This window comes from Hydrogenoanaerobacterium sp. (genome assembly GCF_032017025.1).
In the GTDB taxonomy this organism is placed as follows: domain Bacteria; phylum Bacillota; class Clostridia; order Oscillospirales; family Ruminococcaceae; genus Hydrogenoanaerobacterium.
Genome location: NZ_DALZQO010000003.1, coordinates 1 through 13,177 on the forward strand (window position 1 = coordinate 1; position 13,177 = coordinate 13,177).

Sequence of the window (13,177 nt, forward strand, 5' to 3'; positions counted from 1 at the left end):
ATTAAGCCCTTATAGGGCTCGTGCAAGCCACCCCTTTTAGGGGTGGTCTTGACTAATGATGAAAGGCTGTAATTATTCGGCGGATTTTTCCCCATCAGCGGCTTCCTCTTCGGTCGGAGCGGCAGCTTCGGTAACGGGAAGAGCACTGCAGCCGCAGGCATCATCCCTTTTGCTGCTGGCAATATAGGTCTTCAGCGCATTTACAATTGGGCCTGTTGCCTTAGCCAAAAAGATAATGATGAAGATGTACATAATGCACTGCACCAAGGCAACAACATACGGGAAAAAGTTCATAGCATAGTAGAGAAAATCGCTCATGGGGAAACAACCTCCAAAATAATTTTAGTGGAACATATTAGTAACAGTATAACACAGCTTTTTGTCGAGCAGAATCCTTTTAAGGCTAAATTTCCATAAAATTCACAAGTATCACATATTATGCACACAAAAAAGCCTGCAAACACACGGGTGTGTTGGTGAATTTGTCGTAGAAAATACGGACATGGAGTTTTTGAAAAAAAGTTTGTGAAAATTGCAAAAAAAGCTTGCAGTGAAGCGGGTTTCGTGATATTATAATTAAGCGTGACTGCACAGGCACTTGAAAAACAGTGCCAGATATGCGATGAAGCGAGAGGTGGCCGCTGAAAATATGCGGGGAATTTTCGCTGAGTATGTCCGATTTTAAACCGGGCGACCAGAATACTGTTGGCACTGCATGAGACAGCGATGTTGCATTATGCTCATGTGTGTCGTATTTATGACATTTTGACGTGTCAGGTCCCGGGGGAACTTTGCGCTTTCTTTGAAAAAGCAGGGTTCATCCGGTTTTTAAATGCTTAAATACGAAACACACGGCACGGTGTCCAGTTTTTGATTCGTCGTCCCAAAGGCAACAAATAAGGAGGCGATGGTAGTGGCAGTCAAAGAAAAAATCAGAATCAGACTCAAAGGTTACGATCATCAGTTGGTTGATGCATCGGCGGAGAAAATTGTTGAAACCGTAAAGCGCACAGGCGCACGCGTTTCCGGTCCTATCCCCCTGCCGACCGAAAAAGAAATTGTAACAGTTCTGCGTGCTGTGCACAAATACAAAGACAGCCGTGAGCAGTTTGAGATGAGAACCCACAAAAGACTCATCGACATTTTGAGACCTTCCAACAAAACAGTGGAAGCGCTTCAAAGTCTTGAGCTTCCCGCTGGCGTAGAGATTGAGATTAAGCTGTAATCACCTGCAGTGATGCAAGCCACATTGCTCCGCCGAACCAGATGAAGACATTCTTTCTTTGTTCAGGCGGCGGTGGTGAGAAAGTTTAAAACCGAACGAAATGTCCGGCAGGTCATGTTGGCAGGCGCCAACCAATAACCTAAGGAGGTATATGTATGCAAAAGTGCATCATGGGCAAAAAGATTGGTATGACCCAACTTTTTGACGAAAAGGGAAAAATTATTCCCGTAACTGTCATTGAGGCAGGTCCATGTGTCATCGTGCAGAAGAAAACAATTGAGAACGACGGTTATGAGTCGCTTCAGGTTGGCTTCGGCGAGACAAAGGACAAAAATGTAAACAAGCCAAGCAAAGGCCACTTCGCAAAAGCTGATGTAGCTTGCAAAAAGCATCTCAGAGAGTTTAGACTTGACGACTGCTCGGTGCTGAATGTTGGCGACATCATTAAAGCGGACACCTTTGTAATTGGTGACAAGGTCGATGTGAGTGGTACATCGAAAGGTAAAGGTTACGCCGGTACGATTAAGCGCTGGGGCACCCGTTCCTTGAAAGACACCCACGGTACTGGTCCGGTTCACCGTCACCCAGGTTCGATCGGTGCTTGCTCCGATCCTTCCAAAGTAATGAAGGGTAAAAAAATGGCCGGTCACATGGGTGCCGAAACCATAACCATCCAGAATCTTGACGTTGTCAAGGTGGATGCAGAGAACAACCTGATAGCGCTAAGAGGTGCTATTCCTGGCCCTAAGGGCGGAGTAGTGTACATCACAGATAGCGTTAAGGCTTAAGGGGAGGAGGAAGCACTATGCCAAATATTAACGTAGTAGACATGGCTGGCAAAGCTGTTGGTGAAATCACCCTTTCCGATGCTATTTTCGGCATCGAGCCAAACAAAGCTGTTATGCACGCAGTCGTAGTGAACTATCTGGCTAATCAGCGTCAGGGTACACAATCAACACTGACAAGAACCGAGGTTAGCGGCGGTGGCCGTAAACCATGGAAACAAAAAGGCACAGGTAATGCAAGACAAGGCTCCATCAGAGCTCCTCAGTGGAGACACGGTGGTATCGCACTTGGCCCGAAGCCGCGCGATTACAGCTATACTCTGAACAAAAAAGTGAAGAGGCTGGCATTCAAATCTGCGCTGTCTTCCAAGGTTCTTGAGAACAATCTCATCGTTGTCGATAAGATTGAGCTGGCAGAATTCAAAACCAAAGCAGTCATAAAAATGCTCGCAGCAGTCGGTGCAGGCAAAAAAGCCCTCATCGTTATGCCCGAGGTTGATGCAAAAGTTGTAAAAAGCGCAAGCAACGTTCCCGGCGTAAAAACAGCTCTTGTCAACACCTTGAATGTTTATGACATGCTCAACTATGACACTATGATCATAGCCAAAGATGCAGTTGCTAAGCTTGAGGAGGTGTATGCATAATGAGAACGGCACAAGACGTTATCATTAAACCAATCATCACAGAGGATTCTATGGCAGCTCTGCAAATAAAGAAATACACTTTCAAAGTTGCAAAAGATGCGAATAAGATCGAGATTGCAAAAGCGGTTGAGGTGCTGTTTGGCGTTAAAGTGAAAAACGTTAACACCATGAACGTCAACGGCAGAGCAAAAAGACAAGGCCTGCACCAGGGTTACAAACCCGATTGGAAAAAGGCTATCGTAACTCTCACTGAGGAATCCAAAGGTATTGAGTTCTTCGAGAGCATGATGTAAGCAGACCAAACCGGTTTGCGCAGTATGGGATGACTCATAAAATCCCGCAAACCATTTATGAGGAGAGTGAAACCGAATGGCTATAAAAACATATAAGCCGACAACTCCGGCGCGTCGCGAAATGACCGTGACCGATTACACCCAGTTGTCAAAGGTTGCTCCGGAGAGATCGCTTACAGAAATCCTGAAGAAGAACTCCGGCAGAAACAACCACGGTAGAATTACAGTTCGTCACCGCGGTGGCGGCGTAAGAACCAAATACCGTATCATTGACTTCAAAAGAGACAAGGGCGGCATATCTGCTCAGGTTTTGACCATTGAGTACGATCCGAACCGCTCGGCTCACATTGCACTGCTTCAGTATGAAGACGGCGAGAAGCGCTACATTTTGGCGCCGAACGGCCTGTCTGTCGGTGACGCTGTTGTCTCCGGCCCTGATGCAGATATCAAACCAGGCAACGCTCTGCCGATGGCGAACATCCCCGTCGGTACATTTATCCACAATGTGGAGCTGTACCCCGGCAAAGGTGCTCAGTTGGCACGCGCTGCAGGTATTCAGGCACAGCTGATGGCGAAAGAGAACGGCTACGCGCTGGTTCGTCTTCCCTCTGGCGAGCTTCGTAATGTTCCCGCAAACTGCATGGCCACAATCGGCCAAGTTGGTAACATCGACCACGAAAACGTTTCGATCGGTAAAGCAGGTCGTAAACGTCACATGGGTTGGAGACCGACTGTCCGTGGTTCTGTAATGAACCCCTGTGACCATCCGCACGGTGGTGGTGAAGGTAAATCCCCTGTTGGTCGTCCCGGACCTGTTACACCTTGGGGCAAACCTGCTCTTGGCTACAAGACAAGAAAGAAACATCACAGCTCCGACAAGTTTATTGTTAAGCGCCGCGATTCTAAATAAGGCGGTCTGAAAGGAGGCAGATGAATAATGGGTAGAAGTGTTAAAAAAGGACCGTTTATACAGCCTGTTCTGTTGAAAAGAGTTCTTGAGATGAACGAAGCCGGCGAGAAAAAAGTTCTCAAAACCTGGAGCCGTTCTTCCACAATATTCCCTGATTTCGTAGGACACACATTTGCTGTTCATGACGGACGCAAACACGTTCCGGTTTATGTAACTGAAGATATGGTAGGCCACAAACTCGGCGAGTTTGCACCTACAAGAACTTACAGGGGCCACGCTGGCTCTAAAAAAACTAATAGCGGTAAATAACGCAGACCTAAAGGAGGTTTACACATGGAAGCAAGGGCTTATCTCAGACATGCCCGTATTGCACCTCGTAAGGTTCAGATTGTGCTTGATTTGATCAGAAACAAGCCTGTTGATACTGCGATGGCAATATTAAAGCATACACCTAAGGCTGCTTGTGAGCCACTGGAGAAGCTGCTGAAGTCGGCAATAGCGAATGCAGAGAACAATCACAACATGGACAAAAACAGCCTGTATGTTGCAGAGTGCTTTGTGTGCCCCGGTCCGATTATGAAAAGAATCAGACCGCGCGCTCAGGGACGTGCATTCCACATTCTGAAAAGAACTTCTCACGTGACAATGGTCCTGAGAGAAAAGGAATAAGCTGAAAGAGGAGGTAAACTTATGGGACAAAAAGTTAATCCACATGGTCTCCGTGTGGGCGTCATCAAAGATTGGGATTCCCGCTGGTTTGCTAAGGACAACGCTTTCGGCGATATCCTCGTTGAGGATTACAAGCTACGCGAATTCTTGAAAAAGACTTTGTATGCAGCCGGTGTCCCACGCATCGAAATCGAGCGTGACGCAACCAAAGTAAGAATCCACATCCACTGTGCTCGCCCCGGTATGGTTATCGGTAGAGGCGGCTCAGAAATCGAGAAACTTCGCCAGCAGTGCGAGGCTCTCATCAACAAAGGCAAAGCGAACAAGGTTTCTGTTTTCCTGAACATTGTTGAGGTAAAACAGCCCGATAAGAGCGCGCAGCTTGTTGCCGAAAGCATTGCTGCACAGCTCGAGCGCAGAGTATCCTTCCGTCGTGCGATGAAACAGGCAATCGGCAGAAGCATGAGACTTGGCGTTAAAGGTATCAAAACCGCAGTATCCGGTCGTCTTGGCGGTGCTGAAATTGCTCGTTCCGAGCATTATCACGAGGGAACCATTCCCCTGCAAACACTTCGTGCAGACATCGACTACGGCTTTGCAGAAGCAAACACAACCTACGGCAAAATCGGCGTTAAGGTATGGATCTACACCGGTGATGTTCTCTCCGATGTGAAGAGACAGCCCCGTAAGGAAGGAGGCAACAGATAATGCTTCTACCGAAGAGAGTAAAATACCGCAGAGTTCACAGAGGCAGAATGAAGGGTGTTGCTTCCAGAGGCAATACCGTAACTTACGGAGATTTCGGTCTCCAGGCAACCGAGCCTGCTTGGATTACCTCCAACCAGATTGAGGCTGCCCGTATCGCTATGACTCGTTACATCAAACGTGGCGGTCAGGTATGGATTAAAATTTTCCCCGACAAACCAATCACCGAGAAACCGGCTGAAACTCGAATGGGTTCCGGTAAAGGTTCTCCCGAGTACTGGGTTGCCGTGGTAAAACCGGGCAGAGTTTTGTTTGAAATTGGCGGCGTAACCGAAGAGCTTGCTCGTGAGGCTATGCGTCTTGCTGCTCACAAACTGCCCATCAAATGCAAATTTGTATTTAAAAATAAGGAAGAGGAGTGTGAAAAGTAATGAAGGCCACCGAGATTCGCGAAATGTCCGCTGCAGAGCTCACCCAGAAGTTAACTGACCTCAAGGCCGAGCTTTTCAATCTGCGCTTCCAGCACGCTATCAACCAGCTCGATAACCCGATGCGCATTAGCGCTGTCAAAAAAGACATCGCCCGTATCAAAACGGTTATGCACGCGCTGGAGCTGAAAAACGTGCAGTAATTGAAGGGAGGATTTAGCTTTGGAGAGAAACCTGAGAAAAACTAGGGTTGGTAAAGTTGTCAGCGATAAAATGGACAAAACAATTGTCATTGCAATCGAAGATAACGTAAAGCACCCCCTTTACAAAAAGATCATCAAGAGAACCGTTAAGTTGAAGGCTCATGACGAGAATAACACTTGCGGAATAGGCGATAGAGTTCTGGTTATGGAGACACGCCCCATCTCGAAAGACAAAAGATGGAGACTTGTAGAAGTAATCGAGAAGGCTAAGTAAGGTTACACACAAATTAGTCTATTCGGAAGGAGGAACGCTCTGTGATTCAGATGCAGACCTATCTTAAGGTAGCCGATAACACCGGTGCAAAAGAACTGATGTGTATTCGTGTACTGGGAGGCACCCGTAGAAGATACGCCAACATCGGCGACGTAGTTGTTGCTTCCGTTAAAAAAGCAGCACCCGGCGGCGTTGTGAAAAAAGGCGACGTAGTAAAAGCTGTCATTGTTCGTTCTGCTAAAGGACTGGGTCGTGACGATGGAACTTACATCCGTTTCGACGAGAATGCAGCCGTTATTATCAAGGAAGATAAAAACCCAAAGGGCACACGTATTTTTGGCCCGGTAGCGAGGGAACTCCGTGATAAGGATTACCTCAAGATATTAAGCCTCGCACCCGAGGTGCTCTAATTGGAGGTGCACTTATAGTGAATAAAGTTCACGTCAAAAAGGGCGACACAGTCGTCGTTTTGTCTGGTAAAGACAAAGGCAAAAAGGGCAAGGTTCTTGAAGTAAGCCCGCGTGAGGAAAAGGTCATCATCGAAGGGGTCAACATGGTTTCAAAGCATGTTAAACCTCGCAAGATGGGTGAGCCCGGCGGTATCATCAAGGCTGAAGCTCCAATGTATGCCTGCAAGGTAATGCTCGTTTGCCCGAAATGCGGCAAACCTACAAGACTTGCGCATAAAATCATGGCTGATGGTTCTAAACTGCGCGCATGCAAAAACGAAAAATGCGGCGAAACATTCTAAAGAGGAGGAAAAAACATGGCTAGAATGAGAGACTTTTATGCAAAAGATGTAGCCCCGGCAATGATGAAAAAATTCGGCTACAAGAGTGTCATGCAGATTCCGAAGCTCGAGAAAATCGTTGTAAACGTAGGTTGCGGCGAGGCGAGAGATAATCAGAAAATGATTGACGCTATCATCACCGATTTGCAGGCAATCACAGGTCAGAGACCTGTCGTTTGCAAAGCAAAAAAATCGGTTGCAAACTTTAAACTCCGCGAAGGACAGAACATTGGTGCGAAGGTTACACTTCGCAACGAGAACATGTATGAGTTCGTCGACAGACTTTTTAACGTGGCTCTGCCGCGCGTAAGAGACTTTCGCGGAATCAATGCCAACGGCTTTGACGGCCGCGGCAACTACAACATGGGTCTGCGTGAGCAGCTGATCTTCCCTGAGATCGACTATGATAAGATCGACAAGGTACGCGGTATGGACATCTGTTTTGTAACCACCGCAAACACGGACGAAGAAGCTCGTGAGTTACTCACACTAATGGGCGCTCCGTTCGCTAAATAAGGAGGGTAATTTAGTGGCTAAAAAGTCTATGAAAATTAAACAACAGTTGGCACCTAAATTCTCCACTCGCGCTTATAACAGATGTAAAATTTGCGGCAGACCACATGCTTATATCCGCAAATTCGGCATATGCCGTATCTGCTTCAGGGAGCTTGCCTACAAGGGCCAGATCCCCGGCGTGAGAAAAGCTAGCTGGTAAGGCTTAAGAGCGAAGGAGGTTGACTGTATGCATATCACCGATACAATTGCAGATTTGCTGACTCGAATCAGAAACGCAAGTTCTGCAAAACATGATACGGTTGATATTCCCGCGTCTAATATGAAAAAGTCAATCGTACAGATTCTGTTGGATGAAGGTTATATCAAAGCTTTCACCGTTATTGAAGACGGTAAGCAGGGTATCATCCGTGTTACATTGAAATACGGACCAAACAAAACACAGGTTATGACAGGGTTGCGTCGCGTTTCCAAGCCTGGGCTTCGTATCTACACCAACTGTGAAGATATGCCCAAGGTTATGAAGGGTCTGGGTATCGCTATCCTTTCCACTTCCAGGGGAATTATGACCGACAAAAAAGCTAGAAAAGAGAATGTAGGCGGCGAAGTCCTTGCATTCATTTGGTAAGGAGGTGCACTAAATGTCTCGTATAGGTAGAAAACCCATTGCGGTACCTGCCGGTGTAGATGTTAAAATCGACGGCAATACCGTAACAGTAAAAGGACCAAAAGGCTCTTTGACCGAATCCTTCCATAAGGATATGGCAATCACACTTGAAGGCGGAGAGATCATCGTAACTCGTCCGTCCGAAGACAAGTTGCACAGAAGCCTGCATGGTTTAACCCGTACACTCGTAGCCAACATGGTTGAGGGTTGTACAAATGGTTTTAAGAAAGAGCTCGAGATTAACGGCGTTGGTTACCGTGCTGCGAAAGCCGGTAAAAAAGTAACCCTGATTCTCGGTTTCTCTCACCAGGTATTCGTTGAAGATACGGACGAAATCACCGTGGACGTTCCCGCACCGAACAAACTGATTGTTTCCGGTATGGACAAACAAAAAGTTGGTCAGTTTGCTGCGGAAATCCGCGAGCTGCGTCCGCCGGAGCCTTACAAGGGCAAAGGCATTAAGTATGCTAACGAGGTTATTATCCGTAAAGAGGGTAAAGCTGGTAAAGGCAAGAAGTAATGAAAGGAGTGTCGTAACATGGTGAAAAAGCCTGATAGTAACAAGGCAAGGCTTAAGAGACACTACAGAGTCCGCAACAAAATTAGCGGAACAGCTGAGTGCCCGCGCCTTAATGTATTCCGCTCCGCCAAACACATCTACGCCCAACTGATTGACGATGTCAGCGGTGTAACGCTTGCAGCAGCATCCACAATGGATAAGGGCTTCGAAGGTTTCGGCGGTAATAAGGAAGCTGCTCACAAAGTTGGAGTGGCAATTGCAGAGCGTGCTCTGGAAAAAGGCATCAAAGATGTGGTTTTTGATCGCAGTGGTTACATCTACCATGGCCGTGTCAAAGATCTTGCAGAGGGTGCACGTGAAGGCGGACTCAATTTCTAACAAGGAGGGATACTTTTGGCAAGAATAGATGCTTCTACACTCGATCTTCAGGAGAGAGTTGTAGCCATTAACCGTGTTTCCAAAACGGTTAAAGGCGGACGTATATTCAAATTCGCAGCGCTTGTCGTTGTAGGCGACGGTAATGGCACTATCGGATTTGGATTAGGAAAAGCTTCTGAGGTTCCGGATGCTATCCGCAAAGGAATTGAGGACGCAAAGAAAAACTTAATTAAAATTTCGCTGAAGGGCACTACAATTCCACATGAGGTGATTGGTGCGTTTGGCGCTGGCAGAGTTTTGATGAAACCGGCTCCACAAGGTACTGGCGTTATTGCCGGCGGCCCTGTTCGTGCGGTTCTTGAAATTGCTGGCATCCGCGACATTCGTACAAAATGTCTGCGCTCCAACAACCCTTGCAACGTTGTAAACGCTACTATCAACGGACTTGCTGCTCTTCGCAGTGTTGAAGAGGTTGCTGCAATCCGTGGTAAAACAGCACAAGAAATCTTAGGATAGGAGGCGTGCAGTATGGCGCTTAAAATTAAACTGGTTAAGAGTTTTATTGGAAGAAAAGACGACCAGATTGCAACCGCGAATTCAATGGGGCTCCGTAATATCGGTGACCAGACTATCCAACCGGATAATGAATCCACAAGGGGTAAAATCGCAAAAATTTCCCACCTCATTGAGGTAACCGAAGAGTAAGCAAGGAGGTGCGAGTATCATGAAATTGCATGAACTTTCCGCGGTTCCGGGCGCAAACAAAGAATGCTACCGTAAAGGTAGAGGCGCTGGTTCCGGTAATGGCAAAACAGCTGGTAAAGGTCACAAAGGTCAGAACGCCCGTTCAGGCGGCGGTGTAAGACCTGGCTTTGAAGGCGGACAAATGCCACTGCAGAGACGTGTCCCGAAAAGAGGATTCGTCAACATCTTCGCGACAAAGTATGCTACCATCAACGTTTCCGACCTCAACAAGTTTGAAGACGGTGCTGTTGTAGATGCACAGGCGATTGTTGCAGCTGGCCTTTTGAAAAAGACTCTGGATGGCGTTAAAGTACTGGGCAACGGCGAGTTGACCAAAAAACTCACCGTCAACGTAGCTGCTTTCTCGGCTTCTGCAAAGCAGAAAATTGAGCAGGCAGGCGGAACGGCGGAGGTGAAATAGGATGTTTAGTACCTTGAGAAATGCCTGGCGTATTGCCGACATTCGAAAGAAACTTCTATACACCTTAATGATTCTGATTGTTTTCAGAGTCGGCTCTGCCATTCCTGTTCCGTTCTTAGACCCCTCCGTGTTGAAGGAGATGGTATCCACCCAGGGCAACCTGCTTGGGTACATCGACATCCTCACCGGTGGTGCATTCGCGAATGCAACCATCTTTGCAATGTCCATTTCCCCTTACATTACATCTTCGATCGTAATTCAGCTTCTCACCATTGCGATTCCAGCATTGGAGAGACTGGCAAAAGAGGGCGAAGAGGGCAGAAAACAAATCCAAAAGATCACCAGATATACTGCTGTTGGTCTTGCGCTGGTACAGGCAACTGCATATTTCATTATGCTTAGAAACCTCGGCGCACTGACTTACACCCAGGGCTTTGCATTCTGGTTCTCTGCAATTGTCATTATCTGCACCTTCACGGCCGGTGCTTGCTTAATCATCTGGCTGGGTGAAAGAATTGACGAAAAAGGCATCGGCAACGGCATCTCCATGATGCTGTTCGCAGGTATCGTGTCCAGAGGTCCGGCTGCTGCCATGAAGATGTGGGCATACATCCAGATGGCAAACCAGGGCGAAACCCAGTACTATTTCTTAGTACCGGCTGTCCTTGTTTTGTTCGTTGCAATCATTGGTTTCATCGTTCTGATGACCAATGCTGAAAGACGTATCCCCGTGCAGTATGCAAAACGCGTTGTTGGCAGAAAGATGTATGGCGGCCAGTCCACACATATTCCCATTAAGGTGAATATGTCCGGTGTACTCCCCATTATCTTCTCATCGGCCTTGCTTTCCATTCCTGGAACAATCAAGGGCTTTGTGTACACCAGCGCAACCGCAAATACCGAGAGCTTTATGTACAAATTCCTCTCGCTGTTTGATTACAACAACATTGCTTACGCAATTCTTTACTTCTTGCTGATTATTGCTTTCAACTACTTCTATGTAGCTGTTCAGTATAATCCCATTGAGATGGCCAATAATCTGCAAAAGAACAATGGTGGTATCCCCGGTATTCGTCCGGGCAGACCTACCTCTGAGTTTATTGCAAAGGTTATCTCGAAGATCACACTCATTGGCGCTCTGTTCCTTGCTGTTATCGCAATCCTGCCTATCGGTTTGGGTGCGCTGACCAAGATGAACATTTCGCTTGGAGGTACTAGCGTTCTGATCCTTGTAGGTGTTGCGCTTGATACAATGAGACAGCTAGAGTCTCAGATGATGATGCGTCACTACAAAGGTTTCTTGGAATAACCCTTCGGAAAGAGGTGTGTCGGTATGAATTTGATACTATTGGGAGCACCTGGTGCAGGAAAAGGTACACAGGCAGAAATGATTTGTGAAAAGCGAAACATTCCTGCGATCAGCACAGGTAATATTATTCGCGAGGCTTTGAAAAATGGCACCGAGCTGGGGCTGAAAGCGAAATCCTTCATGGATTCCGGCGCATTGGTTCCCGACGAGGTTGTCATCGCAATCATCAAAGAGCGGCTTGCTCAAGATGACTGCAAAAACGGATTTATTCTTGATGGTTTCCCCAGAACAGTTCCTCAGGCGGAGGCTCTTGATAAAATGGGTGTTCGCATTGATAAGGTAATTGATATTGAGGTTGCCGATGAGAAGATCGAGCTGAGACTATCCGGCCGCAGAGTTTGTGAGAAGTGCGGCGCGTCGTACCACGTTTTGTATAAGCCTTCGGTGAACGATACCGACTGTGCAAAATGCGACGGCAAGCTTATCATCCGCAAGGACGACCAGCCGGAGACAATCAGAGAGCGTTTGAAGGTTTACCACGATCAGACTGAACCTTTGAAGGATTACTACGAGAAAACCGGAAAGTTGACCGTAGTAGAGGGTCAAGAGGAAGTTGCGGATACAACGAAACTTACCTTTGCTGCTTTGGAGGCATAGCCAATGGTTGTGTTAAAAACTACCAAGGAGCTTCAGCTTATGAGCGAAGCTTGTAAGCTGTCGGCTCAGGCGCTTAAAATTGGCGGTGCGGCGGTGGAGCCGGGTATAACAACCCGCGAAATCGATCACATCATCAAAAAATTCATCACTTCACAGGGTGCGACTCCTTCGTTCTTGAACTACGGCGGCTTTCCGGCCAGTGCCTGTATTTCCATTAACGATGTGGTAATCCACGGTATCCCCTCTGCACGAAAGATTGTCGAGGGAGACATTGTAAGCATCGATGTCGGTGCATATTACAATGGCTACCACGGTGATAACGCTGCGACCTTTGCAGCGGGTAAGGTTTCGGCCGAGGCAGAAAAACTGATGGAAGCAACTGAAAACAGCCTGTATCTCGCGATAAAGGCAGCGCAGCCCGGTGCTCGAATCGGTGACATCGGTAACACGGTGCAAACCTATATAGAGTCGATGGGATTTGCGGTAGTACGCAAATTTGTCGGACACGGTGTGGGTGCGAAGCTCCACGAAGACCCTGAGGTTCCCAATTACGGAACAGCGGGTCATGGAATCCGCCTACTACCCGGTATGACAATTGCGATCGAACCGATGGTCAACATTTCCGGCGAGGACGTCAAAGTTCTTGGAGATGGCTGGACCACGGTAACCAAAAGCGGAAGCCTCGCAGCACACTTTGAGCATACCATCGCCATCACGGAAAATGGTCCTGTGATTATGACGAAAGCTTAAAGGGGGAGCCGCGATGCAAATAGAAAAAGGCTGTGTAGTCAGGTCGATTTCGGGAAGAGATGCCGACCGCTTTTATGTGGTTATGAGCTTGGAAAAGGACTTCGCGCTTATCAGTGACGGTAAGGTGAGGGTAATTGACAAGCCAAAACGTAAGAATGTAAAGCATCTTCGTCCTACGAAAACGTTCATCGACGTCGATAGCCTAACTACAAACAATCAACTCCGGCAGGCACTGCGGGCGTTTAACAACCCCGAAGCTGTCTAGCCCGTCCACCAAAGGGAGGTATACCGC

At 47.5% G+C, this 13,177-nt stretch carries 26 protein-coding genes; 25 read left to right on the forward strand and 1 reads right to left on the reverse strand.

Going from position 1 to position 13,177, the window contains the following annotated elements:
• Positions 1 to 72: 72 nt before the first annotated feature.
• Complete coding sequence (locus RTV33_RS02865; protein WP_312641355.1) at positions 73 to 318, reverse strand: hypothetical protein; 246 nt, start codon at positions 316 to 318, stop codon at positions 73 to 75.
• Positions 319 to 913: 595 nt separating this feature from the next.
• Here RTV33_RS02865 and rpsJ point away from each other — a divergent pair.
• The 25 genes from rpsJ (at position 914) to RTV33_RS02990 (ending at position 13,150) form a co-directional block, all read left to right on the forward strand.
• Positions 914 to 1,225 (forward strand): 30S ribosomal protein S10, encoded by a 312-nt coding sequence (gene rpsJ, locus RTV33_RS02870; RefSeq protein ID WP_312641357.1) that lies wholly within the window; start codon positions 914 to 916, stop codon positions 1,223 to 1,225.
• A 155-nt stretch (positions 1,226 to 1,380) separates the two neighbouring features.
• Positions 1,381 to 2,013, forward strand: a complete 633-nt coding sequence (gene rplC, locus RTV33_RS02875; protein WP_312641359.1) for a 50S ribosomal protein L3 — start codon at positions 1,381 to 1,383, stop codon at positions 2,011 to 2,013.
• Positions 2,014 to 2,030: 17 nt separating this feature from the next.
• The gene (rplD, locus tag RTV33_RS02880; protein ID WP_312641361.1) at positions 2,031 to 2,654 is read left to right on the forward strand and encodes a 50S ribosomal protein L4; all 624 of its coding nucleotides are present in this window, start codon (positions 2,031 to 2,033) and stop codon (positions 2,652 to 2,654) included.
• Positions 2,654 to 2,947: a 50S ribosomal protein L23 gene (gene rplW / locus RTV33_RS02885; RefSeq protein ID WP_312641363.1), complete on the forward strand. Its 294-nt coding sequence runs from the start codon at positions 2,654 to 2,656 to the stop codon at positions 2,945 to 2,947. Before rplD ends, rplW begins: the two co-directional genes overlap by 1 nt.
• A gap of 76 nt (positions 2,948 to 3,023) precedes the next feature.
• Positions 3,024 to 3,857 (forward strand): 50S ribosomal protein L2, encoded by an 834-nt coding sequence (gene rplB, locus RTV33_RS02890; RefSeq protein ID WP_312641365.1) that lies wholly within the window; start codon positions 3,024 to 3,026, stop codon positions 3,855 to 3,857.
• Positions 3,858 to 3,884: 27 nt separating this feature from the next.
• Entirely contained in the window at positions 3,885 to 4,166 is a 282-nt protein-coding gene (rpsS, locus tag RTV33_RS02895) for a 30S ribosomal protein S19 (RefSeq protein WP_312641367.1), read from the forward strand.
• A gap of 24 nt (positions 4,167 to 4,190) precedes the next feature.
• Positions 4,191 to 4,526, forward strand: coding sequence for a 50S ribosomal protein L22 (gene rplV / locus RTV33_RS02900; RefSeq protein WP_312641369.1), 336 nt, complete (start codon positions 4,191 to 4,193; stop codon positions 4,524 to 4,526).
• 21 nt (positions 4,527 to 4,547) lie between these two features.
• Complete coding sequence (rpsC, locus tag RTV33_RS02905) at positions 4,548 to 5,234, forward strand: 30S ribosomal protein S3 (RefSeq protein WP_312641371.1); 687 nt, start codon at positions 4,548 to 4,550, stop codon at positions 5,232 to 5,234.
• Entirely contained in the window at positions 5,234 to 5,662 is a 429-nt protein-coding gene (gene rplP / locus RTV33_RS02910) for a 50S ribosomal protein L16 (protein ID WP_312641373.1), read from the forward strand. The genes rpsC and rplP overlap by 1 nt, the downstream gene beginning before the upstream one ends.
• Positions 5,662 to 5,862: a 50S ribosomal protein L29 gene (rpmC, locus tag RTV33_RS02915; protein WP_312641376.1), complete on the forward strand. Its 201-nt coding sequence runs from the start codon at positions 5,662 to 5,664 to the stop codon at positions 5,860 to 5,862. The genes rplP and rpmC overlap by 1 nt, the downstream gene beginning before the upstream one ends.
• 19 nt (positions 5,863 to 5,881) lie before the next feature.
• The gene (rpsQ, locus tag RTV33_RS02920) at positions 5,882 to 6,136 is read left to right on the forward strand and encodes a 30S ribosomal protein S17 (protein ID WP_312641378.1); all 255 of its coding nucleotides are present in this window, start codon (positions 5,882 to 5,884) and stop codon (positions 6,134 to 6,136) included.
• 41 nt (positions 6,137 to 6,177) lie between these two features.
• The gene (rplN, locus tag RTV33_RS02925; RefSeq protein WP_092755268.1) at positions 6,178 to 6,546 is read left to right on the forward strand and encodes a 50S ribosomal protein L14; all 369 of its coding nucleotides are present in this window, start codon (positions 6,178 to 6,180) and stop codon (positions 6,544 to 6,546) included.
• Positions 6,547 to 6,563: 17 nt separating this feature from the next.
• Entirely contained in the window at positions 6,564 to 6,887 is a 324-nt protein-coding gene (rplX, locus tag RTV33_RS02930; protein ID WP_312641386.1) for a 50S ribosomal protein L24, read from the forward strand.
• Between the two features lie 15 nt (positions 6,888 to 6,902).
• Positions 6,903 to 7,442 (forward strand): 50S ribosomal protein L5, encoded by a 540-nt coding sequence (rplE, locus tag RTV33_RS02935; RefSeq protein WP_312641388.1) that lies wholly within the window; start codon positions 6,903 to 6,905, stop codon positions 7,440 to 7,442.
• Positions 7,443 to 7,455: 13 nt separating this feature from the next.
• Complete coding sequence (locus RTV33_RS02940) at positions 7,456 to 7,641, forward strand: type Z 30S ribosomal protein S14 (RefSeq protein ID WP_312641390.1); 186 nt, start codon at positions 7,456 to 7,458, stop codon at positions 7,639 to 7,641.
• A 27-nt stretch (positions 7,642 to 7,668) separates the two neighbouring features.
• Entirely contained in the window at positions 7,669 to 8,067 is a 399-nt protein-coding gene (gene rpsH / locus RTV33_RS02945) for a 30S ribosomal protein S8 (protein WP_312641392.1), read from the forward strand.
• 13 nt (positions 8,068 to 8,080) lie between these two features.
• Positions 8,081 to 8,626 carry a 50S ribosomal protein L6 gene (gene rplF / locus RTV33_RS02950; RefSeq protein WP_312641394.1) on the forward strand — a complete coding sequence of 182 codons (546 nt, stop codon included), beginning with the start codon at positions 8,081 to 8,083 and terminating at the stop codon, positions 8,624 to 8,626.
• Positions 8,627 to 8,644: 18 nt separating this feature from the next.
• The gene (rplR, locus tag RTV33_RS02955; RefSeq protein WP_312641396.1) at positions 8,645 to 9,004 is read left to right on the forward strand and encodes a 50S ribosomal protein L18; all 360 of its coding nucleotides are present in this window, start codon (positions 8,645 to 8,647) and stop codon (positions 9,002 to 9,004) included.
• Between the two features lie 15 nt (positions 9,005 to 9,019).
• Complete coding sequence (rpsE, locus tag RTV33_RS02960) at positions 9,020 to 9,520, forward strand: 30S ribosomal protein S5 (protein WP_312641397.1); 501 nt, start codon at positions 9,020 to 9,022, stop codon at positions 9,518 to 9,520.
• 12 nt (positions 9,521 to 9,532) lie between these two features.
• A complete protein-coding gene (rpmD, locus tag RTV33_RS02965; protein ID WP_312641399.1) occupies positions 9,533 to 9,709 on the forward strand; it encodes a 50S ribosomal protein L30 in 177 nt (58 codons plus the stop codon).
• Positions 9,710 to 9,728: 19 nt separating this feature from the next.
• On the forward strand, positions 9,729 to 10,169 hold the full coding sequence (rplO, locus tag RTV33_RS02970; protein ID WP_312641401.1) for a 50S ribosomal protein L15: 441 nt from the start codon (positions 9,729 to 9,731) through the stop codon (positions 10,167 to 10,169).
• A 1-nt stretch (position 10,170) separates the two neighbouring features.
• Entirely contained in the window at positions 10,171 to 11,478 is a 1,308-nt protein-coding gene (gene secY, locus RTV33_RS02975) for a preprotein translocase subunit SecY (RefSeq protein WP_312641403.1), read from the forward strand.
• A 24-nt stretch (positions 11,479 to 11,502) separates the two neighbouring features.
• Positions 11,503 to 12,135 carry an adenylate kinase gene (locus RTV33_RS02980; RefSeq protein ID WP_312641405.1) on the forward strand — a complete coding sequence of 211 codons (633 nt, stop codon included), beginning with the start codon at positions 11,503 to 11,505 and terminating at the stop codon, positions 12,133 to 12,135.
• A 3-nt stretch (positions 12,136 to 12,138) separates the two neighbouring features.
• On the forward strand, positions 12,139 to 12,885 hold the full coding sequence (map, locus tag RTV33_RS02985) for a type I methionyl aminopeptidase (RefSeq protein ID WP_312641407.1): 747 nt from the start codon (positions 12,139 to 12,141) through the stop codon (positions 12,883 to 12,885).
• A gap of 13 nt (positions 12,886 to 12,898) precedes the next feature.
• Complete coding sequence (locus RTV33_RS02990) at positions 12,899 to 13,150, forward strand: KOW domain-containing RNA-binding protein (protein WP_312641409.1); 252 nt, start codon at positions 12,899 to 12,901, stop codon at positions 13,148 to 13,150.
• The last annotated feature ends 27 nt before the right edge of the window (positions 13,151 to 13,177 follow it).